The organism is Achromobacter pulmonis (assembly GCF_002885955.2).
GTDB lineage: Bacteria > Pseudomonadota > Gammaproteobacteria > Burkholderiales > Burkholderiaceae_B > Achromobacter > Achromobacter pulmonis_A.
In genome coordinates, this window is record NZ_POQS01000009.1 from 66,679 (window position 1) to 91,022 (window position 24,344).

The 24,344-nt window shown below is 68.9% G+C and carries 21 protein-coding genes; 18 read left to right on the forward strand and 3 right to left on the reverse strand.

From position 1 onward, the window contains the following. Window positions 1-4 precede the first annotated feature (4 nt). The 11 genes from siaB (at window position 5) to C1I89_RS28965 (ending at window position 12,978) form a co-directional block, all read left to right on the forward strand. Window positions 5-544, forward strand: coding sequence for a biofilm regulation protein kinase SiaB (gene siaB / locus C1I89_RS28915; RefSeq protein ID WP_102775726.1), 540 nt, complete (start codon window positions 5-7; stop codon window positions 542-544). Between the two features lie 37 nt (window positions 545-581). Then, window positions 582-959, forward strand: coding sequence for a biofilm regulation phosphoprotein SiaC (gene siaC / locus C1I89_RS28920; RefSeq protein ID WP_102775727.1), 378 nt, complete (start codon window positions 582-584; stop codon window positions 957-959). Continuing rightward, a complete protein-coding gene (siaD, locus tag C1I89_RS28925) occupies window positions 956-1,753 on the forward strand; it encodes a biofilm regulation diguanylate cyclase SiaD (protein ID WP_102775728.1) in 798 nt (265 codons plus the stop codon). The genes siaC and siaD overlap by 4 nt, the downstream gene beginning before the upstream one ends. A 39-nt stretch (window positions 1,754-1,792) precedes the next feature. Next, on the forward strand, window positions 1,793-4,369 hold the full coding sequence (locus C1I89_RS28930) for a sensor domain-containing protein (RefSeq protein WP_258231550.1): 2,577 nt from the start codon (window positions 1,793-1,795) through the stop codon (window positions 4,367-4,369). A gap of 821 nt (window positions 4,370-5,190) precedes the next feature. Further along, window positions 5,191-7,542: a bifunctional salicylyl-CoA 5-hydroxylase/oxidoreductase gene (locus C1I89_RS28935; RefSeq protein ID WP_102775730.1), complete on the forward strand. Its 2,352-nt coding sequence runs from the start codon at window positions 5,191-5,193 to the stop codon at window positions 7,540-7,542. Beyond that, complete coding sequence (locus C1I89_RS28940) at window positions 7,539-8,330, forward strand: SDR family NAD(P)-dependent oxidoreductase (protein ID WP_102775731.1); 792 nt, start codon at window positions 7,539-7,541, stop codon at window positions 8,328-8,330. Before C1I89_RS28935 ends, C1I89_RS28940 begins: the two co-directional genes overlap by 4 nt. 42 nt (window positions 8,331-8,372) lie before the next feature. Further along, complete coding sequence (locus tag C1I89_RS28945; protein ID WP_102775732.1) at window positions 8,373-9,230, forward strand: enoyl-CoA hydratase family protein; 858 nt, start codon at window positions 8,373-8,375, stop codon at window positions 9,228-9,230. A gap of 2 nt (window positions 9,231-9,232) precedes the next feature. Next, on the forward strand, window positions 9,233-10,402 hold the full coding sequence (locus tag C1I89_RS28950) for an acyl-CoA dehydrogenase family protein (RefSeq protein WP_102775733.1): 1,170 nt from the start codon (window positions 9,233-9,235) through the stop codon (window positions 10,400-10,402). A gap of 32 nt (window positions 10,403-10,434) precedes the next feature. Next, on the forward strand, window positions 10,435-12,078 hold the full coding sequence (locus C1I89_RS28955) for an AMP-binding protein (protein ID WP_102775879.1): 1,644 nt from the start codon (window positions 10,435-10,437) through the stop codon (window positions 12,076-12,078). A 20-nt stretch (window positions 12,079-12,098) separates the two neighbouring features. Continuing rightward, a complete protein-coding gene (locus tag C1I89_RS28960) occupies window positions 12,099-12,524 on the forward strand; it encodes an acyl-CoA thioesterase (RefSeq protein ID WP_062685296.1) in 426 nt (141 codons plus the stop codon). A gap of 49 nt (window positions 12,525-12,573) precedes the next feature. Continuing rightward, window positions 12,574-12,978 (forward strand): RidA family protein, encoded by a 405-nt coding sequence (locus C1I89_RS28965; RefSeq protein WP_102775734.1) that lies wholly within the window; start codon window positions 12,574-12,576, stop codon window positions 12,976-12,978. Window positions 12,979-13,494: 516 nt separating this feature from the next. On the opposite strand, the gene C1I89_RS28970 is transcribed toward C1I89_RS28965, so the two are convergent. Beyond that, window positions 13,495-14,475: an AraC family transcriptional regulator gene (locus C1I89_RS28970; RefSeq protein ID WP_102775735.1), complete on the reverse strand. Its 981-nt coding sequence runs from the start codon at window positions 14,473-14,475 to the stop codon at window positions 13,495-13,497. Between the two features lie 215 nt (window positions 14,476-14,690). Between C1I89_RS28970 and C1I89_RS28975 the strand changes: the two genes are divergently transcribed. The 6 genes from C1I89_RS28975 to C1I89_RS29000 are packed head-to-tail and all read left to right on the forward strand — an operon-like array spanning window position 14,691 to window position 20,467. Next, window positions 14,691-15,869, forward strand: a complete 1,179-nt coding sequence (locus C1I89_RS28975) for an ABC transporter substrate-binding protein (RefSeq protein ID WP_102775736.1) — start codon at window positions 14,691-14,693, stop codon at window positions 15,867-15,869. 28 nt (window positions 15,870-15,897) lie between these two features. Then, window positions 15,898-17,142 carry a dienelactone hydrolase family protein gene (locus C1I89_RS28980; RefSeq protein ID WP_102775737.1) on the forward strand — a complete coding sequence of 415 codons (1,245 nt, stop codon included), beginning with the start codon at window positions 15,898-15,900 and terminating at the stop codon, window positions 17,140-17,142. 9 nt (window positions 17,143-17,151) lie between these two features. Then, the gene (locus C1I89_RS28985; RefSeq protein ID WP_102775738.1) at window positions 17,152-18,498 is read left to right on the forward strand and encodes an aromatic ring-hydroxylating dioxygenase subunit alpha; all 1,347 of its coding nucleotides are present in this window, start codon (window positions 17,152-17,154) and stop codon (window positions 18,496-18,498) included. Then, entirely contained in the window at window positions 18,489-19,022 is a 534-nt protein-coding gene (locus tag C1I89_RS28990; protein WP_102775739.1) for an aromatic-ring-hydroxylating dioxygenase subunit beta, read from the forward strand. The genes C1I89_RS28985 and C1I89_RS28990 overlap by 10 nt, the downstream gene beginning before the upstream one ends. Then, a complete protein-coding gene (locus C1I89_RS28995; protein WP_102775740.1) occupies window positions 19,019-19,633 on the forward strand; it encodes a cysteine hydrolase in 615 nt (204 codons plus the stop codon). Before C1I89_RS28990 ends, C1I89_RS28995 begins: the two co-directional genes overlap by 4 nt. A gap of 9 nt (window positions 19,634-19,642) precedes the next feature. Next, entirely contained in the window at window positions 19,643-20,467 is an 825-nt protein-coding gene (locus tag C1I89_RS29000; protein WP_102775741.1) for an SDR family oxidoreductase, read from the forward strand. Here C1I89_RS29000 and C1I89_RS29005 read toward each other — a convergent pair. After that, window positions 20,457-22,142 (reverse strand): DUF342 domain-containing protein, encoded by a 1,686-nt coding sequence (locus C1I89_RS29005; protein ID WP_102775742.1) that lies wholly within the window; start codon window positions 22,140-22,142, stop codon window positions 20,457-20,459. The genes C1I89_RS29000 and C1I89_RS29005 overlap by 11 nt on opposite strands. 161 nt (window positions 22,143-22,303) lie before the next feature. On the opposite strand from C1I89_RS29005, the gene C1I89_RS29010 reads away from it, so the two are divergent. Beyond that, window positions 22,304-23,053, forward strand: a complete 750-nt coding sequence (locus C1I89_RS29010; RefSeq protein WP_102775743.1) for a lytic transglycosylase domain-containing protein — start codon at window positions 22,304-22,306, stop codon at window positions 23,051-23,053. Window positions 23,054-23,066: 13 nt separating this feature from the next. Here the strand turns inward: C1I89_RS29010 and hemL are convergent, their stop codons facing one another. Next, a complete protein-coding gene (hemL, locus tag C1I89_RS29015) occupies window positions 23,067-24,344 on the reverse strand; it encodes a glutamate-1-semialdehyde 2,1-aminomutase (protein WP_102775744.1) in 1,278 nt (425 codons plus the stop codon).

The following is a 24,344-nucleotide window of genomic DNA, read 5'->3' on the forward strand; positions in this document are numbered from 1 at the left end:
CCTCATGAATGCCTCCGATCTCTACGCATTGGGCGAACGATTCAACCAGAATCGCACCTTGCTGTGCTTCAACGGACCGATTTCCCGCAGCCTGATCGAAGAAATCGGCAATGCGCTCAAGAACTACCTGAACGCCGAGCACGCCCGGCCGGCCGAGGCCATGGACGTGTTCTCGGTCTACATCGAGATGATCCAGAACATCCGCCAGTACGCCGCCCTGCGCGGCGACGGCGATGCGTCGGCCACCGTCGTGATCGGCCGGCGCGACGACAGCCGCTACGTGGTGTCGGCCGGCAACCTGGTCAGGGACGAGGACGGCCAGCAGCTGGTCGCGCGCATCCAGGAACTGGCGGCGCTGGACAAGCCGGCGCTGAAGGCCGAATACAAGCAGCAGCTGCACAAGCCGCGCGCCCAGGGCGTCGCCTCGGGCGCGGGGCTGGGACTGATCGACATCGCCCGCCGCGCCGGCGCGCCGCTGCAAGCCAGCCTGACGCCCGCCGCGGACGCGGGGCAGGCCTTCTTCAGCCTGAGCGTCGTGATTTGAAAGCGCGAGCGCCCCAGCCATATTTTCGGAGTAACGCATGAAAGACCTCAACATTCCCGGGACCCAGTCCACGCCCGCCATCGATACGGATGCCGCCGCCGGCGTGCTGTCGATGCGCGGCGACTCCTATCCCGAGAATTCCTTCGAGCTGTTCGGCCCGGTCATCGAATGGGTCGAGGCCTACCTGCAAGGCGGCACGGCGCCGCTGAAGCTGGAGCTGGAACTGCTGTACCTGAACACCAGCAGCATCAAGTCCGTCATGGACATCTTCGACCTGCTGGAGGTGGCGCACGGCAAGGGCCGCGAGGTCAGCGTGACCTGGTACTACGACATGCGCAACGAACGCGTGGGCGAGCTGGCCGAAGAATTCAAGGAAGACTGCACCTTTCCCTTTTCCGTCGTCGGCCGCCAATGAAACCCAACGCCGCCCTGCTGGACCAACATATCGCCGAGCTGCTGGCCGACCCCGCCTACGCGGGCCATCCGCTGCGCGAGGCGTTGGAGGCGCTGTGGCGGCATACGGCCGAGCAGATGGCGCGCATCGAGCGCGTGACGCAGCTGTCCGACGCCTACCAGAGCATGGCGCACGAGCGCGAACTGGGCCTGTGCGACCGCTTCGACCGGCAGTTGCGCAGGCTTACCCGCATCGCGCGGATCTCCGATCACTACCAGAGCATGATGCGCGACCTCAACGTCGCGCTCCTGGAGACCTCCAACCGCGATCCGCTGACGGGCCTGCTGAACCGGCGCGCGCTGATGGACATGATCAAGCAGGAGGTGCAGCGCGCGTCGCGCGGCGGCGAGAGCTTCGTGGTGGCGATGCTGGACGTGGACCACTTCAAGTCGGTCAACGACCGCTACGGCCACGAAACCGGCGACCGCGCGCTGGTCGAGCTGGCCGGGGTGCTGTGCAAGAACCTGCGCGAATACGACCTGTGCGGCCGCTGGGGCGGCGAGGAATTCCTGGTGCTGCTGCCCAACACCCAGGCCGAGGCGGCCCAGCGCGTCATGGACCGGCTGGTCGGCGCGGTGCGGGCCTTGAGCATCGCCGCCGGCGACGGCGTGCTGCGGCTGACCATCAGCATAGGCATGGCCTACCACCAGTTGGGAGAGACTTTTTCGGAGACGTTGAGCCGCGCGGACCAGGCCCTGTACCTGGCCAAGCAGGACGGTCGCGACCGTGTCGCGCTGGGTTTTCCCAAGCGTTGAATGAAACCGGATCAGCCGCTATCCGGCATGGAGCCCCTTATGCTTGAATCCAATCCAGGCGTTTCCCGAGAGCAGCAGCGAGGCGCCGCCTGGAGCACGGACCATTACCTGACTTCGATGGATCGGGCGCTGCTGCTGTTCGATTTCGATCCGGCCGGCGCCTTGCTGAACGCGAACGAAAACTTCCTCGCCGCGGTGGGCCATGACCGCGCCGAAGTCCCCGGCCTGCGCCACGACATGCTGTGCGACAGCATGGACGAGGGCAAGGGCATCGTCGGCGGCGAACAGATCTGGGCGCGCCTGCTGGGCGGCCGGCACTTCTCGGGCACCTGCCGCTACCGCTGCAAGCAGGGCGGTTTCCTGTGGATCGAGGCCACCTACCTGCCGATCCGCGGCCAGGACGGCGAGGTCGCCCGGATTTCCGTCATTTCGCGGCGCTCCATCGCCGACGCCGAGCGCCAGGAAGAGATCCGCCTGCTGCTGCTGGGCATCAACGAGACCGGCAACGCCGTCGCCGTGTCGGGCCGCGACGGCCGCATCGTGTATGTCAACGACGGATTCAAGCGCATGCTGGGGTTCTCCCGCGGCGACGCGGTGGCCCAGGAGCTGGGCGAACTACTGTCGGGCGGACGCCAGGACGGCGGCACGCGCGAAGAGCTGGCGCGCCGCATCGCCTGCCGCGACGGCTACCACAAGGACGTGCTGGTCTACGACCGGGTAGGGCGGCCGATGTGGGTGTCGGTGATGGCCAACTCCGTATTCGACGACCGCGGCGCGCTGGTCAATATCGTCGACGTGCTGACCGACATCACGCCCACCAAGGTGCACGAGGTGCTGCAGCGCCGCGTGCTGCAGGCCATGGTGAACGAGGCCTCCGTGGTCGAGGTCATGAACATGGTGTGCCGCGAGGTCGAGCGCCTGGCCCCCGAGCTGGCGGCCTGCGTGCTGCGCGTGGACGAGGCCGGCCTGCTGCGTCCGCTGGCCGCGCCCAGCCTGCCGGCCGCCTACACCGACGCGCTCGACGGCGCGGCCATCGGCCCGCAGGCCGGCGCCTGCGGCACCGCGGCCTTTCTCGGCCGGCCGGTCATCGTGCCGGACATCTCCACCGATCCGCTGTGGGACGGCTACCGCGACCTGCCGCTGCCCGAGGACATCAAGGCCTGCTGGTCCTCGCCCATCAAGTCCAGCGACGGCCGCGTGATCGGCACCTTCGCCTTCTATTTCCGCGAACGCCGCCTGCCCGACGATTTCCACCACCGGCTGGTGGACGTATGCGTCTACCTGTGCGCGCTCGCGCTGGAACGCGAAGAGGCCCGCGCCCGCATCCGCCAACTGGCGTTCTACGACGAACTGACCGGCCTGCCCAACCGCAACCTGCTGCTGGCGCAGTCCGAACAGGCCATCGCGCGCGCCGAACCGGAACGCAAGCGCGTGGCGGTGCTGTTCCTGGACCTGGACCGCTTCAAACAGGTCAACGACACGCTCGGCCACCCGGTGGGCGACGCGCTGCTGCGCGACGTGGCCCAGCGCCTGCGCCGGCTGGTGCGCCCCAGCGACATCGTCGGCAGGCTGTCCGGCGACGAGTTCGTGATGCTGATGCCCGACTTCGAGCACGGCCGCCTGACCGCCGCCGCCGAACAGGTGCTGGTGACGCTGGCCCAGCCGTTCTCGGTCGGCGGCATCACGCTGAACCCGTCGGTCAGCATCGGCATCAGCGTGTTCCCCGAGAACGGCCGCGACATGGACACGCTGCTGCGCCATGCCGACATGGCGATGTACCAGGCCAAGACGGCCGGACGCAACCGCATCTCCTTCTTCAGCGCCGAAATGAACCGCCAGGCCCAGGAACGCCTGGCGCTGGAAGCGGCCCTGCGCGACGCGCTCGAAGAAAAGGCGCTGCGCCTGCACTACCAGCCCCAGGTCGGCCTGAAAAACGGCGCGCTCTACGGGGTGGAGGCGCTGGCCCGCTGGCGCCACCCGAACCTGGGCGACATCTCCCCCGCGCGCTTCGTGCCCCTGGCCGAGGAATGCGGCCTGATCGGCGACCTGGGCGACTGGGCCCTGCGCGAGGCCTGCTCGCAACTGGCGATCTGGCGCGGCAAGGGCCTGCAGGTCCCGTCCGTGTCGGTGAACCTGTCGGCGACCAACTTCCACAACCTCAACCTGCCGCGCATGATAGAGCTGACCCTGACGGAGTTCGGCCTGGCCCCCGCGGACCTGATGCTGGAAATCACCGAAAGCGTGGTGCTGGACGCCACCGCCGGCACGCTGCGCACCATCGCCGAACTGCACCGCCTGGGCGTGCGCCTGTCCATGGACGACTTCGGCACCGGCTTTTCCAGCCTGGGCCACCTGCGCCGCCTGATCGTGGACGAACTCAAACTGGACCGCAGCTTCGTCCAGGGCCTGGAAAGCGACGACGCCGCCCGCGCCCTGACCAGCGCCGTCATCCGCATCGGCGAAAGCCTGAGCCTGCCCGTGGTGGCCGAAGGCGTGGAAAACGAGGAACAGCGCCGCTTCCTGATCGAACAAGGCTGCGCCGCCGGCCAGGGCTTCCTGTTCTCTCCGCCGCTGCCCGCGGATGATCTGGAAGACTGGCTGCGAAGCCGGTCTTGACTTTGAATTCTTGCGGCGTGTGGGGCTCTTAAGACGCCCGGGTATGACAGTAGATCTTGCGGTGCCCGCCCGAAGAGGCCGCGCGGGCGGCCTCTTCGGGCATACGCGGCGTCTTGCATCCAGCGGTGACACTGCGCGCCAGCGAACACCCGTCACGTTAACTCCAGTGCTGGATGGGCGGCGCGCGGCACAGGCCGGCATGCGCAAACTGCTCTGCGCCGCGCGCCGCCCATCACCACCCCCACAAGAACTGAAGATCCATTAGCAAGCACCTCAGCGCAAGCGCGCAAGCGAACCACCGCCCGCCACAAACATAGGCATATGCCGTTTTCGGGCGCCCGCGCGGCCGAAAACGGCGACCCCGCAAATTTCGTCGCAATCCCAGGCGCAGCAGCGTCACGATCCAAGATGAACGAGCCCGTCGGGGCGGGTGTCGGGGTTGCGAGCAACCTCGATGCGCCCGAGGGAATCCGAAGGAGTCGCCGGAGGCGAGGACGAGGATGACGAGGGGGGAGTCCGGAGCGAAGGCTCCGGACCGCAATCGTGGGCGCGAGCAACCCCGGCGCCCGCCCCGACGGGCGGCCCAAACAAGAAGCAAGAAGCAAGGAACAAGGAACGACAGAACCTCACCCCCCGCCAAAACACAGCGACAAAATGCGTCCCCATTTAATGTCCCTCAGACGAAAGACAATCTAGATACTTTCCCCATTTGCACACCCCCACCATCAGGTATATATTTCAAGCCTAAACTATCAAGGTTTAAATTTCCGCGACCGCGGAACACAGAGACATCCGTCGCACATCACGGAGCGCATACGGCAATGAAGATAGTCTGCATAGGCGGCGGCCCCGCCGGTTTGTATTTCGGTCTGCTCATGAAACTGCAGAACCCCGAGAACGAAGTCACCGTGATCGAACGCAACCGACCGTATGACACCTTCGGCTGGGGCGTGGTGTTCTCCGACGCCACCATGCAGAACCTCCGTGACGCCGACCCGGTTTCCGCCCAGACCATCGGCGACGCCTTCAACCACTGGGACGACATCGACATCCACTTCAAGGGCCGCAGCATGCGCAGCAGCGGCCACGGCTTCATCGGCATCGGCCGCAAGAAACTGCTCAACATCCTGCAGGCCCGCTGCGAAGACGTAGGCGTCAAGCTGGTATTCGAGAGCTTCGTGCAGGACGACCAGGCCATCGCCCGCGAATACGACGCCGACCTCGTCATCGCCTCCGACGGCATCAACAGCAACATCCGCACCCGTTACGCCGACACCTTCCACCCGGACATCGACCAGCGCCGCTGCCGCTTCGTCTGGCTGGGCACCAAGAAAGTGTTCGACGCCTTCACCTTCGCCTTCGTCCAGACCGAGCACGGGTGGTTCCAGGCCCACGCCTACCGCTACGAAAACGGCATGTCCACCTTCATCGTGGAGACGCCCGAGGAGACCTGGCAGGCCGCCGGCATCGAACAGATGAGCCAGGAAGAAGGCATCGCCTACTGCGAAAAACTGTTCGCCCCGTGGCTCGACGGCAACCGGCTGGTCAGCAACGCCACCCACCTGCGCGGCTCGGCCATCTGGATCCGCTTCCCGCGCGTCATCTGCAACACCTGGGTCCACTGGAACAGCCTGCAGACCGCCCGCGGCCAGCGCCGCGTGCCGGTGGTGCTGATGGGCGACGCCGCCCATACCGCCCACTTCTCGATCGGCTCCGGCACCAAGCTGGCGCTGGAAGACGCGATCGAGCTGGCGCGCTGCCTGAGCGGCGCCGAAGGCAGCCTGGAGACCGGCCTGAAGCACTACGAGGAAGTGCGCAGCGTCGAGGTGCTGAAGATCCAGAACGCCGCGCGCAACTCCACCGAATGGTTCGAGAACGTCGCCCGCTACGCCGACCTGGAGCCCGAACAATTCGCCTATTCGCTGCTGACCCGCTCGCAGCGCATCTCGCACGAAAACCTGCGCATGCGCGATCCGGCCTGGCTCGAAGGGTTCGAGCGTTGGATCGCCGAGCACGCGGGCGCCGCCCCGGCCCCGGGGCAGCGTCCGGCCCTGCCCATGCTCACCCCGTACACGGTGCGCGGGGTGCGGCTCAAGAACCGCATCCTGGTCTCGCCCATGGCCATGTATTCCTGCACCGACGGCGTGCCGGGCGACTTCCACCTGGTGCACCTGGGCGCGCGCGCCATGGGCGGCGCCGGCCTGGTGATGGTGGAGATGACCTGCGTCTCGCCCGACGCCCGCATCACCCCGGGCTGCCCCGGCCTGTGGAACGACGCGCAGCGCGACGCGTTCGCCCGCATCGTCGGCTTCGTGCACGCCAACAGCGACGCCCGCATCGGCATGCAGCTGGGCCACGCCGGGCGCAAGGGTTCCACCCAGCTGGGCTGGCAGAAGATCGACCATCCGCTGCCCGAGGGCAACTGGCCGTTGATTTCGGCTTCCGCGCTGCCGTACATCGAAGGCGTGTCGCAGACGCCGCGCGCCATGACCCGCGCCGACATGGACGAGGTGCGCGACAACTTCGTGGCCGCGGCGCGGCGCGCCGAGCAGGCCGGCTTCGACTGGCTGGAGCTGCATTGCGCCCACGGCTACCTGCTGTCGAGCTTCATCTCGCCGCTGACCAACCACCGCGAGGACGAATACGGCGGCAGCCTGGAAAACCGCCTGCGCTTCCCGCTGGAGGTGTTCCACGCCGTGCGCGCCGTCTGGCCCGAGAACAAGCCCATGTCGGTGCGGATCTCCGCCAGCGACTGGGTCGAGGGCGGCATCACGCCCGACGACGCGGTGGAGATCGCGCGCCACTTCAAGGCCGCCGGCGCCGACATGATCGACTGCTCCTCCGGCCAGGTCAGCAAGGAAGAAAAGCCGGTCTACGGCCGCATGTTCCAGACTCCGTTCGCCGACCGCGTGCGCAACGAGGCCGGCATTCCCACCATCGCGGTGGGCGCGATCTTCGAGGCCGACCACGCCAACGCCATCATCGCCTCGGGGCGCGCCGACCTCTGCGCGCTCGCGCGGCCCCATCTGGCCGACGCCTCCTGGACGCTGCGCGAAGCGGCGCGGGTGGGCTACCGTGACGTAGGCTGGCCGAGCCAGTATTTCGCCGGCAAGCGCCAGCTGGAGACCAATTTCGAACGCGCCGCCGCCATGGCGCAACTGGACATCAAATGAACGCAACTCCGCTTCCCCTGGCCGGGCGCCACGCCCTGGTGACGGGCGGGGCCCGCGGCATCGGGCTGGCCTGCGCCCGCGCGCTGCTGGCGCGCGGCGCCCGCGTCACGCTGCTGGGCCGCGACGGCGCGGCGCTGGAGGCCGCGGCCGACGGCCTGGCCCGCATGGGCCAGGTGCAGGCCGTCAGCGCCGACATCGCCGACGAGGCCTCGGTGCGCGCGGCCTTCGCCCAGGCCGAGGCCGAATTCGGGCCGGTCCTGGTGCTGGTGAACAACGCCGGCCAGGCGGTCAGCGAACGCTTCGACCGGACCGACACGGCCTTGTGGAATTCCATGATTGCCGTCAACCTGACCGGCACATTTCACTGTATCCAGGCGGCCCTGCCGGGGATGCTGAAAGAGAAATGGGGGCGGGTCATCAACGTGGCCAGCACCGCCGGCCTGATCGGCTACGGCTACGTCAGCGCGTATTGCGCGGCCAAGCATGGCGTGGTCGGGCTGACCCGCTCGCTGGCGCTGGAAACCGCGCAGAAGGGCGTGACGGTCAACGCGGTCTGCCCCGGCTACACCGAAACCGACATCGTGCGCGGGGCGGTGTCGAACATCGTCGACAAGACCGGCATGAGCCCCGAAGCCGCCCGCGCCAAGCTGGCCGAACGCAACCCGCAGGGCCGCCTGGTGCAGCCCGAGGAAGTGGCCGAGACGGTCGCCTGGCTGGCGCTGCCGGCCTCGGCCTCGATCAATGGCCAGGCCATCGCCGTCGACGGCGGCGAGGTGATGACCGGCTGAGGCCGGCGTCGCGTCCACCGAACAACCCTGAATGGAGACACCATGAGCACCCAGCCCGAAGAGCACACCATGAAGCACCACAAGCGTCCGATGGCCGGCTACCAGGCCAGGACGTTCCTGTGGCAGGTGTCGGCCGACGGCAAGATCGGCTCGATCACCCTCAACCGCCCGGAGCGCAAGAACCCGCTGACGTTCGACTCCTACGCCGAGCTGCGCGACCTGTTCCGTTCGCTGGTGTACGCCACCGACATCAAGGTGGTCGTGGTGACGGGCGCGGGCGGCAACTTCTGCTCGGGCGGCGACGTGCATGAAATCATCGGCCCGCTGACCAGAATGTCCATGCCCGAGCTGCTGGACTTCACGCGCATGACGGGCGATCTGGTCAAGGCCATGCGCGCCTGCCCGCAGCCCATCGTGGCCGCGGTCGACGGCGTCTGCGCCGGCGCCGGGGCGATGGTCGCGCTGGCCGCCGACATGCGCCTGGGCACGCCGGCGGCGCGCACCGCCTTCCTGTTCACGCGGGTCGGCCTGGCCGGCGCCGACATGGGCGCCTGCACGCTGCTGCCGCGCATGATCGGCCAGGGCCGCGCGTCGGAACTGCTGTACACCGGCCGCGCCATGACCGCGGAAGAGGGCGCCAGCTGGGGATTTTTCAACGCGCTGCACGAGCCCGGCGCGCTGGCCGAGGCCGCGCAGGCGCTGGCCGCGCAGCTGGCCGCGGGCCCGACCTTCGCCCACGGCGTGACCAAGAAGCTGCTGCACCAGGAATGGAACATGGGCGTGGACGAGGCGATCGAGGCCGAAGCCGAGGCCCAGGCCATCTGCATGCAGACGCGCGATTTCCACCGCGCCTACGAGGCTTTCGTGGCCAAGCAGAAGCCGGTATTCGAAGGGAATTGATCATGCGCGACGCAAGCTGGCTGGACTGGCCGTTTTTCGACGATGCGCACCGCAAGCTGGCGCGCGAGGCCGACGCCTGGTGCGAGGCCTCCCTGGGGGACGTGGATCACCATGACGCCGACGGCGCATGCAAAAAGCTGGTGCGGGCCATGGGCCAGGCCGGCTGGCTGCGCTACGCCGTGGCGGCCGGTCCCGGCGGGGCCTGGGGCGGGGCGCTGCCCGAGGTGGATTCACGCGCGGTCTGCATCCTGCGCGAGACCTTCGCCCGCCACGAAGGGCTGGCGGACTTCGCCTTCGCCATGCAGGGCCTGGGCAGCGGCGCGATTTCGCTGATGGGCTCCGAGGAAGTGCGCCAGCGCTACCTGCCGCGCGTGGCGCGCGGCGAGGCCATCGCCGCCTTCGCGCTGTCGGAGCCCGAGGCCGGCTCGGACGTGGCCGCGCTGGCCTGCGAGGCCCGCCAGGACGGCGACCACTACGTGCTCAACGGCGCCAAGACCTGGATCTCCAACGGCGGCATCGCCGATTTCTATTGCGTGTTCGCGCGCACCGGCGAAGCGCCCGGGGCGCGCGGCATCAGCGCCTTCGTGGTGGACGCCGGCACGCCCGGCTTCGAGATCAGCGAGCGCATCGAGCTGATCGCCCCGCATCCGCTGGCCACCATCACGTTCGACAACTGCCGCATCCCGGCCTCGCAGCGCCTGGGCGACGCGGGCCAGGGCTTCAAGCTGGCCATGATGACGCTGGACATCTTCCGCGCCTCGGTGGCCGCGGCCGCGCTGGGTTTTGCGCGCCGGGCGCTGGACGAGGCCCTGACGCGGGCGCGCTCGCGCCGCATGTTCGGCCAGACCCTGGCCGACCTGCAGCTGACCCAGGCGGCGCTGGGCGACATGGCGGCCGCCATCGACGCCTCGGCGTTGCTGACGTACCGCGCGGCCTGGATGCGCGACGTGCAGAAGCAGCGCACCACGCGCGAAGCGGCCATGGCCAAGATGACCGCCACCGAATCGGCCCAGACCGTCATCGACCGCGCGCTGCAGATGTTCGGCGGCGCCGGCGTGGTGTCGGGCATGCCGGTGGAGAAGTTGTATCGGGAAATCAGAGCGCTGCGCATCTACGAAGGCGCCACCGAAGTGCAGAAGTTGATCATCGCCCGCGAACTGCTGAAAACCTAAAAATGCCGACCGGCTCCGCCAAGGGGAATTCCATGGAAGCATCCGCCCACATCGACACTTTCGCCCGGGACAACCTGCCCCCGGCCGAACAATGGCCCGAGTTCCTGCTCGACGGTCCCGACGTGGCCTATCCCAAACGCTTCAATTGCGCCGTCGAGCTGGTGGACGCGATGGTGGGCCGCGGGCATGGCGAACGCGTGGCGCTGCGCTGGCGCCAGGACGGCAAGCCGGCCGCCATGACCTACCGCGAGCTGGCCGCGCTGAGCAACCGCATCGCCCGCGTGCTGGTCGAGGACATGGCGCTGGTGCCCGGCAACCGCGTGCTGCTGCGCGGCCCGAACAACCCCATGATGGCGGCGTCCTGGCTGGCCGCGATCAAGGCGGGCCTGGTCACCGTGCCGACGATGCCGCTGCTGCGCGCCAAGGAGCTCAAGCAGATCATCGACAAGGCGCAGGTGCAGGCGGTGCTGTGCGACGTGCGCCTGAAGGACGAGGCCGAATTCTGCGTGCAGCCCGGCCACGAGCACCATTGCCCGGCGCTGTCGCGGGTCATGTATTTCAACGATGCCGCGCCCGACGCGCTGGACGCGCTGGCCGCGGGCAAGCCGGACGACGCCTTCCAGGCCTGCGACACGGCCGCCGACGACGTCTGCCTGATCGCCTTCACCAGCGGCACCACGGGCGCGCCCAAGGGCTGCATGCACTTTCACCGCGACGTGCTGGCGATGTGCGACCTGTTTCCCAAGCACGTCATCAAGCCGGGCCCGGACGACATTTTCTGCGGCACGCCGCCCCTGGCCTTCACCTTCGGCCTGGGCGGGCTGCTGTGCTTCCCGCTGCGGGCAGGCGCCAGCGCAGTGCTGGCCGAGAAGCTGACGCCGGAAAGCCTGCTGCAATTGATTCAGGATTTCCGCGCCACCATCGTGTTCACCGCGCCGACCTTCTACCGGCAGATGTCCGCGCTGGCGGGCAAGTTCGATATTTCCTCGCTGAAGAAGAGCGTGTCGGCCGGCGAGGCGTTGCCCGACGCCACCCGCCAGCTGTGGAAAGAGGCCACCGGCATCGAGATGATCGACGGCATCGGCGGCACGGAAATGATCCACGTGTTCGTGTCCAGCCCGCCCGAGTCGGTGCGCCGCGGCGCCATCGGCCGCGTGGTGCCGGGTTATGTGGCGCGCATCGTGGACGACAAGATGCAGCCGGTGCCCAATGGCACGGTGGGCCGGCTGGCGATCAAGGGCCCCACCGGTTGTCGCTACCTGGCCGACGAGCGCCAGCTGCGCTTCGTGCAGGACGGCTGGAACCTGCCGGGCGATACCTTCGTGCAGGATGACGACGGCTATCTGTTCTATCAGGCGCGCAATGACGACATGATCGTCTCGGCGGGCTACAACATCGCCGGCCCCGAGGTGGAGGACGCGCTGCTGCGCCACGAGGCCGTGGCCGAGTGCGGGGTGGTGGGCGCGCCGGACGACGAACGCGGCCAGGTGGTCAAGGCTTTCGTGGTGCTCAAGCCGGGCTACGAGGCCGGCGGCGAGCTCACCACGGCGCTGCAGCAGTTCGTCAAGGCCACCATCGCGCCTTACAAGTATCCGCGCGCCATCGAGTACGTGGATGCGCTGCCGCGCACCGAGACCGGCAAGCTGCAGCGTTTCGCGCTGCGCAAGATGGCTTGAACAGGCCGGAAGGAAACATCATGGCAGCTCCGTTCATCAGCCAGGTAGAGGTGCGTTTCCGCCACTGCGATCCGGCGGGCATCGTGTTCTATCCGCGCTATTTCGAGATGATCAACGATTTCGTCGAGGAGTGGTTCGACAAGGGGATGGGGCTGCCGTTTCATGCGCTGCACGTGGAGCGCCACATCGGCACGCCGACGGCGTCGGTGCAGTGCGATTTCAGCGCGCCGAGCCGCTGGCACGAGCGTCTGCGCCAGGTGCTGGAGGTGCAGCGCATCGGGGGGGCGTCGTTCAAGGTGCTGGTGAAGTTCGAAGGCCCGGACGGCCAGCTGCGGCTGGCGGCGACGCTGACGATCGTGACGGTGGATTTGCGGACGATGAAGTCCATGCCGCTGCCTGCGGACTTGCGCGAGCGGATGCAGGCCTACCTGGTTCCCGCCGCCTGAGCGGCGGGGACCGCCCTGTAGTTTGTTTTTTTGATAATAGGATGACGTTATGAAGATTCTGCAACCGCCGGATTGGATGGCGCCCCGGGGCTATTCGAATGGTGTGCTCACCGAGATGCAGGTGGGCAGCAAGCTCGTTTTCGTGGGCGGACAGGTGGGGTGGAATGGCCAGCAGCAGTTCGAGTCGGACGACCTGGCGGAGCAGGTGCGCCAGACGCTGGCGAACATCGTCGCGATCCTGGCCGAGGGCGGCGCGAAGCCCGAGCATATCGTCCGCATGACGTGGTACGTGACGGACAAGGACGAGTATGTGGCGGCCTATCCCGCCATCGGCAAGCATTACCGGGAGTACATCGGCCGGCACTTTCCGGCGATGACGGCGGTGGAGGTGGCCGATCTGGTCGAGGACCGGGCCAAGGTCGAGATCGAGGTGACGGCGGTGGTGCCGGCTTGATGGGCGCTTCTATAAACTAAACGCCCGTCGCGCGGGGCTGGCCTCCGGTTCTTGAGACGCCCGTCGCGGCGGGGCCCCGGGGTGCGCGGGGCCACGATTGCGGTCCGGAGCCTTCGCTCCGGACTACCCCTTCGTCATCTTCGTCACCGCCTTCGGCGGTTCCTTCAGATTCCCTAGGGCTTATCGACGCCCCGCGCACCCCGGGGCCCCACCACGCCGTGCTGCATCGGGCCTAATGTGGCGTTCGCCGGGAACGGGTGGTGTGCTTGGCATTCTGTTCGCGGGCGGCTGTGTTGCGAAGATCTTGCGGGGTCCGCCCCATGTCGGCCGCGCGGGCGGCCTCATGGGGCTTGCAGGCGTCTTGCGGCGCGGATTCGTTGAACCGGTGGTGTACGGAACGTTGGGCCGTAGGATGGGTGCAGCGCGCCAAGGACTAGGCAAGAATTCAATCGCCAAGCGCGCGTAACCCATCGGCCGGCGAAGCCGGCATCCAGCCCCGGCATCCGACCCTGGCATTCAAACCCGCCGCGTCTCCCGCGGCAATTCCCCGAACCGCTCCCGGTAATACTCCGAAAACCGGCCCAGGTGCCCGAAGCCCACGCCCAGCGCCACTTCGGTGACGCTGGCGCCGGCGTCGGACTTCAGTTTCTGCCTGGCCGTGTCCAGCCGCAGCGCGCGCAGCGCGTTCATGGGGGTGGTGTCGCGGTGTTCCTGGAACAGCCGCGTCAGCGCGCTGGCGCTGGCGCCGGCGTGGCGGGCGATGTCCATCAGGGTCAGGGGGGCGGACAGGTGCTCGCGCATGTAGGACTCGGCCAGGGCCAGGCGGCGGGGGACCGCCGAAGCCAGGCCGGCGCGCGCCTGCCAGCTGTTGGGCTGGTTGTAGAGCAGGTGCAGCATCAGGGTGTCTTCCAGGTGTTCCAGCCACGCCGCGGGCGGGCGCGGCGCGCCGTCGTCCAGCGTGGGCAGCAGATGGATCAGGCTTGCGACCATGCTGCACCAGGCGGCCCCTACGGGCGTGTCCAGGCGCAGCGCGGGGGCGAAGTCCAGCGGGCCGGCGGCGGCTTCGCCGAAGGCGCGCAGGCCGATGGCTTCGAGCTTGCCGCGCGGAATCTTGAGCAGCAGCTGTTCGCAGCCGGCTTCCCAGTGCAGGCGCAGCGGGCGGTTGGGGGCGATGACGGCGGCGCAGTCGGGGCCGGCGTCGACGCGGTCGGCGCCGCATTCGATGCAGGCGCGGCCGCGCAGCGGCACCTGCACCAGCATGAAGTCCTGGAGGCGGTCGGGTTCGATGTGGACTTCGGCGCCGTAGCGCAGCGTACAGACGGTCAGCGAGCCGAAGCGGGCGCGGTTGAGCTGCGCGTCCACGCGTCCGCCTTTCCAGGTCAGGCGGTGCTCCTTCAGCGCTTCGGACACGAGCGTGCGCGTCTCGTCCTGCTGCGTGGAGCTGAAGACGCGCCGCTGCAACAGGGGCGCCAGCGTGGATCGGGACCAGCCATGCATGCATGCCTCCGGCACGGGAACCCTCCCGTATCTGCGGCCAGGGTAATGTAAAGCGCGCGCGCGTGGAATTAAGTGAATCCCGGATAAGGCTGACAGGAATCGGATAGAGCCGCCCGGCCCGCCGGCCTAAGCTGGCAGGACGGCAGGGTGGACCGTGGCAGACGGCTTCTGTCAGCGTTGCGCCGGCGCGGCCGGCGGGGAAAACGGGGTGGCTCATGAATCGAAACCTATGGCGCCGGCATGCGCTGGCGGCGCTGGCCTGTATGGCCGCCGCGGCGCATGCGTCGGCGGCCGACCAGATCAAGATCGGCCTGCTGACCACGCTGTCCGGGCCGGGCGCGGCGCTGGGCAACGAGATCCGCGACGGCTTCAATCTGGCGCTGCAGCATACGGGCGGCAAGCTGGGCGGGCTGCAGGCGGAAGTGGTGGTGGCCGACGACCAGCAGAAGGCCGACACCGGGCGCCAGGCGGTGGAGCGCCTGCTCAAGCGTGACCGCGTCGACGTGATGACCGGCATCGTGTTCTCGAACGTGCTGCTGCCGGTGATGCCCGCCATCCTGCAGTCGGGCACGATCTACCTGAGCACCAACACCGGTCCGGAAAACTACGCCGGCGCAGGCTGCAACCCCAACTTCTTCGCCGTGGCCTGGCAGAACGAGGACATCCCGGCCGCGATGGGCAAATACGCCGCCGACCAGGGCTACAAGCGCGTGGCGCTGATCGCGCCGGACTATCCCGGCGGGCGCGAGTCGCTCAACGGCTTCAAGCGGCTGTACAAGGGCGGCCTGTCCGAAGAGATCTACACCCAGCTCGGCCAGCTGGACTACGGCGTGGAAATCACTCGGCTGCGCGCCAGCAAGCCGGACGCGGTGTTCTTCTTCCTGCCCGGCGGCATGGGCGTGAATTTCATCAAGCAGTTCAACGGCGCGGGCCTGGGCAAGGAGATCGCGCTGCTGGCGCCGGGCTTCTCGGGCGACGAGGACACCATCGCCGCGGTCGGCGCGCCCATCGAGGGCCTGCGCAACACGGCCCAGTGGGCCGCCGAACTGGACAACCCCGCCAACCGCAAGTTCGTCGAGGATTTCACCAAGACCTACAAGCGCAGCCCCACGCTCTACGCCTCGCAGGGTTATGACGCGGCCATGCTGCTCGACAGCGCGGTGCGCCAGACCGGCGGCAAGCTCGGCGCCGACGCGCTGCGCCCGGCCTTGCGGCGCGCGGACTTCAAGTCGGTGCGCGGCGATTTCAAGTTCAACACCAACCACTATCCGATACAGAACTACTACCTGCGCATCGTCGAGGCGGGCGCGGGCGGCAAGCTGTCCAACAAACTGTCGGGCACGGTGCTGACCCAGTACCACGACCCGTTCGCCGCTTCCTGCCGGATGAAGTAGGGCGGATGCCCGCAACCAGGAGACACGCATGACCCCCAGCATTACCACGCGCGACGTGACGGTCGCCTCGCACGACGGCAAATCCTTCGGCGCCTATCTGGCGGTGCCGGCCTGCGGGCACGGCCCGGGCCTGGTGCTGTGCCAGGAGATCTTCGGGGTGAACGACTTCATGCGCCGCGCCGCGCAGCTGCTGGCCGAGGAAGGCTACGTGGTGCTGGTGCCCGACCTGTTCTGGCGCCAGCAGCCCGGCATCCAGCTGACCGACGGCCCGGCCGACATGCCGCGCGCCTTCGAGCTGTACCAGGGCTTCGACGTGGAACTGGGCCTGCGCGACATCGGTTCGTCCGTCGCCGCGCTGCGCGATCTGCCCGAGCAGCGGGGCGGCGTGGGCGTGCTGGGCTACTGCCTGGGCGGCAAGCTGGCCTATCTGGCCGCGTGCAGGCTCGACGTGGACGTGGCGGTGGGCTATTACGGCGTGGGCATCGAACAGAGCCTGGACGAGGCCGCCGGGCTGCGCGGCCGGCTGGTGCTGCACATCGCCGAGCAGGACGGCTATTGCCCGCCGCCGGCGCGCCAGCGCATCCTGGAGGCGCTGGGCGGCAAGCCCGGCGTGGAGCTGTACGTCTACCCGGGCGTGGACCACGCCTTCGCGCGCACCGGCGGCGAGCACTACGACAAGCCCTCGGCGCTGATGGCGCACCAGCGCAGCATGGCCGCGCTGCAGCGCGCCATCGGGCCGGAGTTCGATTATTCGCACCTGTGGGACAAGCATTGCGAATACGAATTCGGCACGCGCGACGTGGCGGCCACCATGGCCACGATGGTGGCCGAGCCCTATGTGAACCATATCCCCACCATGACCGGCGGCGTGGGCTACAAGGAGCTGAGCCGCTTCTACCAGCATCACTTCGTCAACAACAACCCGCCCGACACCCGCCTGGTGCCGCTGTCGCGCACGGTGGGCGCCACGCAGATCGTGGACGAGCTGCTGTTCTGCTTCACCCACACCACCGAGATCGACTGGCTGCTGCCGGGCGTGAAGCCCACGGGCAAGTACGTGGAGATCCCGCTGGTGGCCATCGTCAAGTTCCGCGGCGACAAGCTCTACCACGAGCACATCTATTGGGACCAGGCCAGCGTGATGGTGCAGGTGGGGCTGCTGGACCCCAAGGGCCTGCCCACCGCCGGCCGCGAGACGGCGGCCAAGCTGCTCGACGAGACGCTGCCGTCGAACACGCTGATGGCGCGCTGGCAGGAAAGCGCGGGCAAATAGGAGGAAGGCATGTCATACACCGAAGCGCAACTGGCCGCCCTGGTGCGCGGCGACAGCGTGCATCGCGCGGTCTACACCGACCCGGCCATTTTCGACCTGGAGATGCAGCGCATCTACGGCCGCGCCTGGATCTACGTGGGCCATGAAAGCCAGGTGCCCAGGACCGGCGACTATCACACCACCCGCGTGGGCGACCAGGACGTGCTGATGGTGCGCGCCGCCGACGGCCGCGTGCACGTGCTGTACAACCGCTGCCCGCACAAGGGCGCCAAGGTGGTGGCGGACGGCGACGGCTGCGCCGGCAAGTTCTTCCGCTGTCCCTACCATGCCTGGACCTTCAAGCTGGACGGCAGCCACCTGGGCGTGCCGCTCAAGCAGGGCCTGGAGGGAACGGCCTACGACCCGGCCGATCCCGCGTTCTCGATGCGCCGGCTGGCGCGGGTGGAAAGCTACCGCGGCTTCGTGTTCGCCAGCCAGTCGGCCGAGGGGCCGGGGCTGGAGGAATTCCTGGGCGGCGTGCGCTCGTCCATCGACAACCTCTGCGACCGCTCGCCGGTGGGCGAGGTGGAGGTCGCCGGCGGCATTTTCCGCGTCATGCAGCGCTCGAACTGGAAGGTGTTCTACGAGAACCTGCACGACACCATGCACGCCCGCGTCACGCACGAGTCGTCCTATGCCGCCGCGCGCGACGAGGCCAAGGAGCTGGGCGAGATGCCGCTGGAGCTGCACATCATGGACGGCAACGGCGAGCCTTATGAATTCTGGGAAAAGCTGGAGCTGCGCGCCTACGCCAACGGCCACGGCTACATGGAAGGCATCTTCAACCCCGGCGCGGCCGAGCGCGATCCGGTGTCGCGCGCGCATTTCGAAACCCTGACGGCCGCCTATGGCGAGGCGCGGGCGCGCGAGATCCTGGGCATGAACCGCCACAACACCGTGATCTACGGCAGCGGCTCGCCCCATACCGTGTTCCAGCAGTTCCGCGTGATCCGGCCCATCGCGGTGGACCGGACCATGATCGAGATCCAGACCTTCCGCTGCAAGGGCGCGCCGGACGGCGTGTTCAAGCGCGCCATGCTGTACGCCAACGTCATCAACTCGCCCTCGTCGAACGTGATGCCGGACGACATCGAGCTGTACAACCGCTGCCAGGAAGGCAACGCCACGCGCGGTGGCGAGTGGGTCAGCATGCACCGCTACCACGGCACCGACCGCAGCGACCCCGACGGCATGGTGTCGGTCAATGGCACCAGCGAGCTGCCGATGCGCAATCAGTTCCACGCCTGGAAGACTTATATGCAAGCCGGCGCCACCACCACCGCCGCGGCCGCCGAGGGAGACCGAGCATGTTGCTAGACCTGGATTTCGACGTCGCCACCGACGGCCTGGCGCCGGCCGAGGTCCCGGCCGACGCCTATCACCGGATCGCGCAGTTCCTGTACCGCGAGGCGCGCCTGCTGGACGAGCGCCGCTACGCCGAATGGCAGGCGCTGTGGACGGACGACGGCATGTACTGGATGCCGCGCGTGCCCGGCCAGCAAAGCCCCTACGACCACATTTCGCTGTTCTGGGAGGACCGCATGCTGCGCGACGTGCGCGTGCGCCGGCTGGAGCATCCGCGCAACTGGTCGCAGCAGCCGCCCACGCGCAGCGTGCGGCTGGTGGGCGGGGTGCAGGTCGAGGGCGTGGACGCCGGCGGCAATCTGGTGGTGCATTCCGTTTTCCAGATGACCGAATGGCGCAAGCGCCAGCCGCGCCAGCTGGCCGGACGCTACACCCATAAGCTGGCCGCCGAGGGCGACAGCTGGCGCATCCGCATGAAGCGCGTGGACCTGGTCAATTGCGAGGACGTGCACGACGTGTTCGAGGGCTTCGTGTGACGGCGGCCGATACCGCGGTGCTGGCGCTGCACTACCAGAACGACGTGCTGCATCCGGCCGGCAAGATCCGCGTCGGGCTGGACGCCGACGGCGATACGCGGCGGCGCGTGCTGGAAGGCGCGGCGGCGCTGCTCGCCGGCGCGCGGGCCGCCGGCCTGCCCATCGTGCACGTGCGCATCGCGTTCCGGCCCGACTACGCCGACCTGCTGCCCAATTGCGCCATCTTCCGCAACGTGGCGGCGATCGGCGCGGTGCCCGACGGACAATGGGGCAGCGAGTTCTACGAGGGCCTGCAGCCGCTGGCCGGCAGCGCGCGCGAATTCGTGGTCAAGCACACCCGCATCAGCGCCTTCTACGGCACGCCGCTGGAAGAAACGCTGCGGCTGCTGGGCGCGCGCCGGCTGGTGGTGGCGGGCGTGGCCACGCATTCGGTGGTCGAGGGCACGGTGCGGCATGCGGCCGACATCGGTTTCGACGTCATGGTCGCGCAGGACGCTTGCGCCGCGGCCGACCCGGCGGCGCACCAGGCCTCGCTGGCCAGCATGCGCCTGATCGCGCGGATCGGCACGGTGGCGGACGCGCTGCGCTGGGCGGCCGCGCCGCCTGGATAAGGAAGAATCATGGACTACACGGGTTTTCCAGGCGTGGCGGGCAGGACCGCCATTGTGACCGGCAGCACCCAGGGGCTGGGCGCGGACATCGCGCGCGGCCTGGCCGCGGCCGGCGCCAACGTGGTGCTGGTCGGGCGCAATGCCGAGGCCGGCCGGGCGCTGGAGCGCGAGCTGGGCGAACGGGCGCTGTACTGCGAGACCGACATCGGCCAGGACAGCCAGATACGGCGCTGCATAGACGCCGCGCTGGCGCGCTTCGGGCGGCTGGACATCCTGGTCAACAACGCCTGCCAGTATGCGGACCGCGGGCTGGCCTCCAGCCGCGAGGAGTGGCACCGCACGCTGGACACCAACCTGGTGTCGGCGGCCATCTTCACGCAGCTGGCCGCGCCGCTGCTGCCGCGCGGCGGCGTGGTGGTGAACCTGGGCAGCACGGGCGGCAAGTTCGGCGCGGCCGGGCGCGCGCTGTATCCGGCCTCCAAGGCGGCGCTGCTGCAGATCACCAAGAATTTCGCGGTGGAACTGGCGCCGGCCGGCGTGCGGGTGCTGGCGGTGTCGCCGGCCTGGACCTGGTCGCCGTCGGTGCAGCAGTTGTCGGGCGGCTCGCGCGAGACGGCCGACGCCGTGGGCGCGCATTTCCATCCGCTGGGCCGGGTCGGTTCGGGCGAGGAGGTCGCGGCGGCGGTCTGTTTCGCCTGTTCCGACGCGGCGTCATGGATGACGGGCGTAGACCTGCCGGTGGACGGGGGATTCTCCATCCTGGGGCCGGACCGCGGCATTTCGCCGCGCGCCTGGTTCCAGGAACTGGCGCCGCAGGACGGCGTCAGCGGATGACGATCTGGCCTTCCTCCAGGCCGGCCTTGCCGCCGATCTGGTCTTCCAGGAATTCCTGCATCTTGTTGCCCAGCTGAATCGTCACGCCGCTGCAAAAGCGCCGCGCCGCGACGATGGTGGCGGTCTGCAGCGGCTGCAATTCACGCGCCAGCTGGGCCTCTTCGGCTTCCAGTTCGGTCAGGTCCTGGCCGAGCTTGAGGTGCGTGTTGCGCGCGCGCTCGGCCACGTCGGCCGGGGCGCGCTGCGGATTGGCCTGCAGAAAGGTCAGCAGCTTTTCGAGCTTGGCCTTTTCCTCGTTCATCTGCTGGCGCTTGCGGTTCAGCGCCGAACGCTTGATGTCGGCGTGCGGGTCCAGGCCGGCCTGCACCAGCGTCGGAATGCCCGAAGGCGCGCCGATGGTGCCGGCGCGCACGCCGGTCAGCGCGCGTGTCTGGCCGCCCACGATGGCGGTCTGCTGCGTGTTGGGCGGGCCGACGTTGATGCTGCCGCCGGCGGCGATGCTGCTTTGGCGGATCTCGCGCTCCACCTCCACGTTGCGGCCGGCGCTGACGATGGCGTTGGTGATGAAGCGGGCGCGCACCTCGCCGCCGCAGATGATGCGGGCGGTGCGCGCCGCGGCGGCGGCGTTCTGCAGCGCCTCGGCCGTGCCGATGATGCCGCCCTTGACCGTGACGCTGCCGCCGGCTTCCACCAGCGCGGCCTCCATCGTGCCGTTGACGACCACGTCGCCGGTCACGCGCACCTCCATGGTGGCGCTGATGTCGCCGCGCACCTGCAGCGAGCCCTCGAAATTGATGTTGCCGGTGGACAGGTCGACGGCGTCGACTTCCACCACCGGATTGACCTGCACGCCGTGGCTGACCAGGGTGGGCGTGCCCGAGACGGTGGCGCGCAGCAGCAGCGGGTCCTCGGGATCGACCTCGACGCCGGCCAGCTCCTTGGCGAAGGGCGTGTCGGGCATTTCGTCGGGCAGCACCGGCTGGCCCAGCACGTCGGTGCCGTCCACGCCGGGCAGGGGCGGCACGCGCCGCATCAGCGGCGTGCCCGGGGTGACCAGCAGCAGATTGCCCAGGTCGCGGTAATCGACCTGGGCCAGTTCGTCGATGTCCTCGCCGCGCGGTTTCAGGCGGTCCAGCAGGCTTTCGAAGCGGGTGGGCGTGCCGCGCACGGGCGGGGTGCCGCGCGCGACCTCCACGGTTCCGGGGGCGCCGCGCTCCAGCGCCGCGGCCAGTTCCTCTTCCAGCACGCCATGGACGATGCCCTGGTCGGCCAGCGCCTGGCGCACGTCGGCCAGCGCCACGGGCTTGCCGCCCTTGGGGGCGTGCAGGGTGAGCAGCGCCGACATGCGGGCGGGGTCGAGTTCGAGTTCGAAACTGCCGTCCACGACCATGCCGACCGCGCCCTCGACGCCGTCCTGGGCCTGGCGGCATTGCTCGATGAAGGCCTGGACGGCGTGGGCGTCGAGCGCTTCGGCGTTCCAGCCCTGCGCCGTGACGGCGGCGCTCAGCGTGTCCCAGGTGGGCAGATCGGCGGGGAAGCGGGGCGCATCGGCGGCCGGAAGATCGGGCGTCTCCGGGACGTCGGCCGGCTCCGGACGAGTCGGCGGCATGTAGCTTGCCGTCAGGACCCGGGTACTGGCGTCCAGCGCCAGCCGGAGCGTGTTTGTTGCGTCCATTTCAGCCTCTCCGCTTGGCACTGGCGGCCAAGTTCTTCATTTGGTAATGATGCGAAATATTAAGACATATTCTAGCGCAGGATTAGGACGTAGGTAGGAGCGACAAAACCGGCGGTCCGCAGCAGCATATGAGCTCGCCCACGCATCCGGAGCCCGACCCTATGCGCAGCCCCCTCCGCCCCTTTCTACCGGCCCTGCGCGCCCGCCTGGCGCGCGCCGGCGGCATCGCGGCGCTGGCGTGCGTCATCGGCGGGCCGCTGGCGTTGGCGCCCGCCGCCCCGGTCCAGGCGGCCGAGGTCTATCGTTACAAAGATCCCTATGGCGTCTGGCGGGCCATGAAGGTGCCCAACGGCTACGCCAAGCACTACAAGCGGGCCCAGGTCCGCGCCGGCTGGCGCAGCGCCGGCAAGCCGCTGTGCGTGACCTGCGAACCCCAGCCCGGCGACGGCGCGCGCCAGGCGCCGCTGGCGCCGGCTTCGCGCGCGGCGTACTGGGAAGGCAAGGGGGCCAGCGCGCACGACACACTGATCGCGCGCGCGGCCCAGGATTCGGGAGTGGACCGGGCGCTGCTGACGGCGGTCATCGCCATCGAATCGGGTTTCCGCAGCGACGCGCGTTCGCCCAAGGGCGCGCTCGGCCTGATGCAGCTGATGCCGGCGACGGCGGCCACGCTGCTGACGGTGGACGACGTGGAGACGGCGCTGGTGGACCCCGCCACCAACGTGAAGGCGGGCTCGCGCCACCTGCGCCGCCTGCTGGACCAGTATCCGGGCCGGCTGGACCTGGCGCTGGCGGCCTACAACGCGGGCGAGGGCGCGGTGCGCCGCTACGACGCTGTGCCGCCCTATGCCGAGACCCAGGCCTACGTGCGCGACGTCACGGCCCTGTACGAGCACTACAAGGCGCCCTGAGCGGGCGCCCGGCTCACAGCGAGGCGAAGACCTTTTCCGCGATGTCCAGCGTGGACTGGATCACGGCGTCGTCGTGCGTGGCCGAGACGAAACCGGCCTCGAACGCCGAGGGCGCGAAATGCACGCCCTGCTCCAGCATGGCGTGGAAGAAGCGGTTGAACGCCGCCGTGTCGCAGGCCGAGACCTGGGCGAACGAGGCGGGCACCTGGTCGCTGAAGTAGAGGCCGAACATGCCGCCCACCGAATCCGCCGAAAACGGCACGCCGGCGGCGCGCGCGCGTTCCTGCAGGCCCTGGGCCAGCTTGGCGGTCTGGGCCGACAGCTGCTCGTAGAAGCCCGGCGCCGCGATCAGGCGCAGCGTGGCCAGGCCGGCGGCCACGGCCACCGGGTTGCCCGACAGCGTGCCGGCCTGGTAGACGCCGCCCAGCGGGGCGATGTGCTTCATGATCTCGGCGCGCCCGCCGAAGGCGCCCACCGGCATGCCGCCGCCGATCACCTTGGCCAGCGTGGTGAGGTCGGGCTGCACGCCGGTCAGGCCCTGCACGCCCTGCGGGCCCACGCGGAAACCGGTCATCACCTCGTCGAAGATCAGCAGCGCGCCGTGCTGCGTGCAGACTTCGCGCAGGCCTTCCAGGAAGCCCGGGGCCGGCTTGATCAGGTTCATGTTGCCGGCGACCGGCTCGACGATGATGCAGGCGATGTCGGCGCCATGCTTTGCGAAGGCCTCGCGCACCGCGTCCAGGTTGTTGTATTCCAGGGTCAGCGTGTGCGAGACGAATTCGGGCGGCACGCCGGCCGAGCTGGGGTTGCCGAAGGTCAGCAGACCCGAGCCGGCCTTGACCAGCAGGCTGTCCGAGTGGCCGTGGTAGCAGCCTTCGAATTTCACGATCTTGGCGCGGCCGGTGGCGCCGCGCGCCAGCCGGATGGCGGTCATGGTGGCCTCGGTGCCCGAGCTGACCAGGCGCACCTGCTCCAGCGAGGGCAGGCGCGAGATCAAAACTTCGGCCAGCTCGATTTCCGCTTCGGTGGGTGCGCCGAACGACAGGCCGTCGACGGCCGCTTCCTGCACCGCGCGCACCACCTCGGGATGCGAATGGCCCAGGATGGCCGGGCCCCACGAGCCCACGTAGTCGATGTACTGGCGGTCTTCGGCGTCCCACACGTACGGGCCTTGCGCGCGCTTGATGAAGCGCGGCGTGCCGCCCACGGAACGGAAGGCGCGCACGGGCGAGTTGACGCCGCCGGGGATGCTGCGGCAGGCGCGTTCGAAAAGCTGGGCGTTACTGGACAT

Coding starts and splice junctions, on each gene's coding strand:
- siaB (WP_102775726.1), top strand. CDS start 5: ATGAATGCCTCCGATCTCTACGCATTGGGCGAACGATTCAACCAGAAT.
- siaC (WP_102775727.1), top strand. CDS start 582: ATGAAAGACCTCAACATTCCCGGGACCCAGTCCACGCCCGCCATCGAT.
- siaD (WP_102775728.1), top strand. CDS start 956: ATGAAACCCAACGCCGCCCTGCTGGACCAACATATCGCCGAGCTGCTG.
- C1I89_RS28930 (WP_258231550.1), top strand. CDS start 1,793: ATGCTTGAATCCAATCCAGGCGTTTCCCGAGAGCAGCAGCGAGGCGCC.
- C1I89_RS28935 (WP_102775730.1), top strand. CDS start 5,191: ATGAAGATAGTCTGCATAGGCGGCGGCCCCGCCGGTTTGTATTTCGGT.
- C1I89_RS28940 (WP_102775731.1), top strand. CDS start 7,539: ATGAACGCAACTCCGCTTCCCCTGGCCGGGCGCCACGCCCTGGTGACG.
- C1I89_RS28945 (WP_102775732.1), top strand. CDS start 8,373: ATGAGCACCCAGCCCGAAGAGCACACCATGAAGCACCACAAGCGTCCG.
- C1I89_RS28950 (WP_102775733.1), top strand. CDS start 9,233: ATGCGCGACGCAAGCTGGCTGGACTGGCCGTTTTTCGACGATGCGCAC.
- C1I89_RS28955 (WP_102775879.1), top strand. CDS start 10,435: ATGGAAGCATCCGCCCACATCGACACTTTCGCCCGGGACAACCTGCCC.
- C1I89_RS28960 (WP_062685296.1), top strand. CDS start 12,099: ATGGCAGCTCCGTTCATCAGCCAGGTAGAGGTGCGTTTCCGCCACTGC.
- C1I89_RS28965 (WP_102775734.1), top strand. CDS start 12,574: ATGAAGATTCTGCAACCGCCGGATTGGATGGCGCCCCGGGGCTATTCG.
- C1I89_RS28970 (WP_102775735.1), bottom strand. CDS start 14,475: ATGCATGGCTGGTCCCGATCCACGCTGGCGCCCCTGTTGCAGCGGCGC.
- C1I89_RS28975 (WP_102775736.1), top strand. CDS start 14,691: ATGAATCGAAACCTATGGCGCCGGCATGCGCTGGCGGCGCTGGCCTGT.
- C1I89_RS28980 (WP_102775737.1), top strand. CDS start 15,898: ATGACCCCCAGCATTACCACGCGCGACGTGACGGTCGCCTCGCACGAC.
- C1I89_RS28985 (WP_102775738.1), top strand. CDS start 17,152: ATGTCATACACCGAAGCGCAACTGGCCGCCCTGGTGCGCGGCGACAGC.
- C1I89_RS28990 (WP_102775739.1), top strand. CDS start 18,489: ATGTTGCTAGACCTGGATTTCGACGTCGCCACCGACGGCCTGGCGCCG.
- C1I89_RS29000 (WP_102775741.1), top strand. CDS start 19,643: ATGGACTACACGGGTTTTCCAGGCGTGGCGGGCAGGACCGCCATTGTG.
- C1I89_RS29005 (WP_102775742.1), bottom strand. CDS start 22,142: ATGGACGCAACAAACACGCTCCGGCTGGCGCTGGACGCCAGTACCCGG.
- C1I89_RS29010 (WP_102775743.1), top strand. CDS start 22,304: ATGCGCAGCCCCCTCCGCCCCTTTCTACCGGCCCTGCGCGCCCGCCTG.
- hemL (WP_102775744.1), bottom strand. CDS start 24,344: ATGTCCAGTAACGCCCAGCTTTTCGAACGCGCCTGCCGCAGCATCCCC.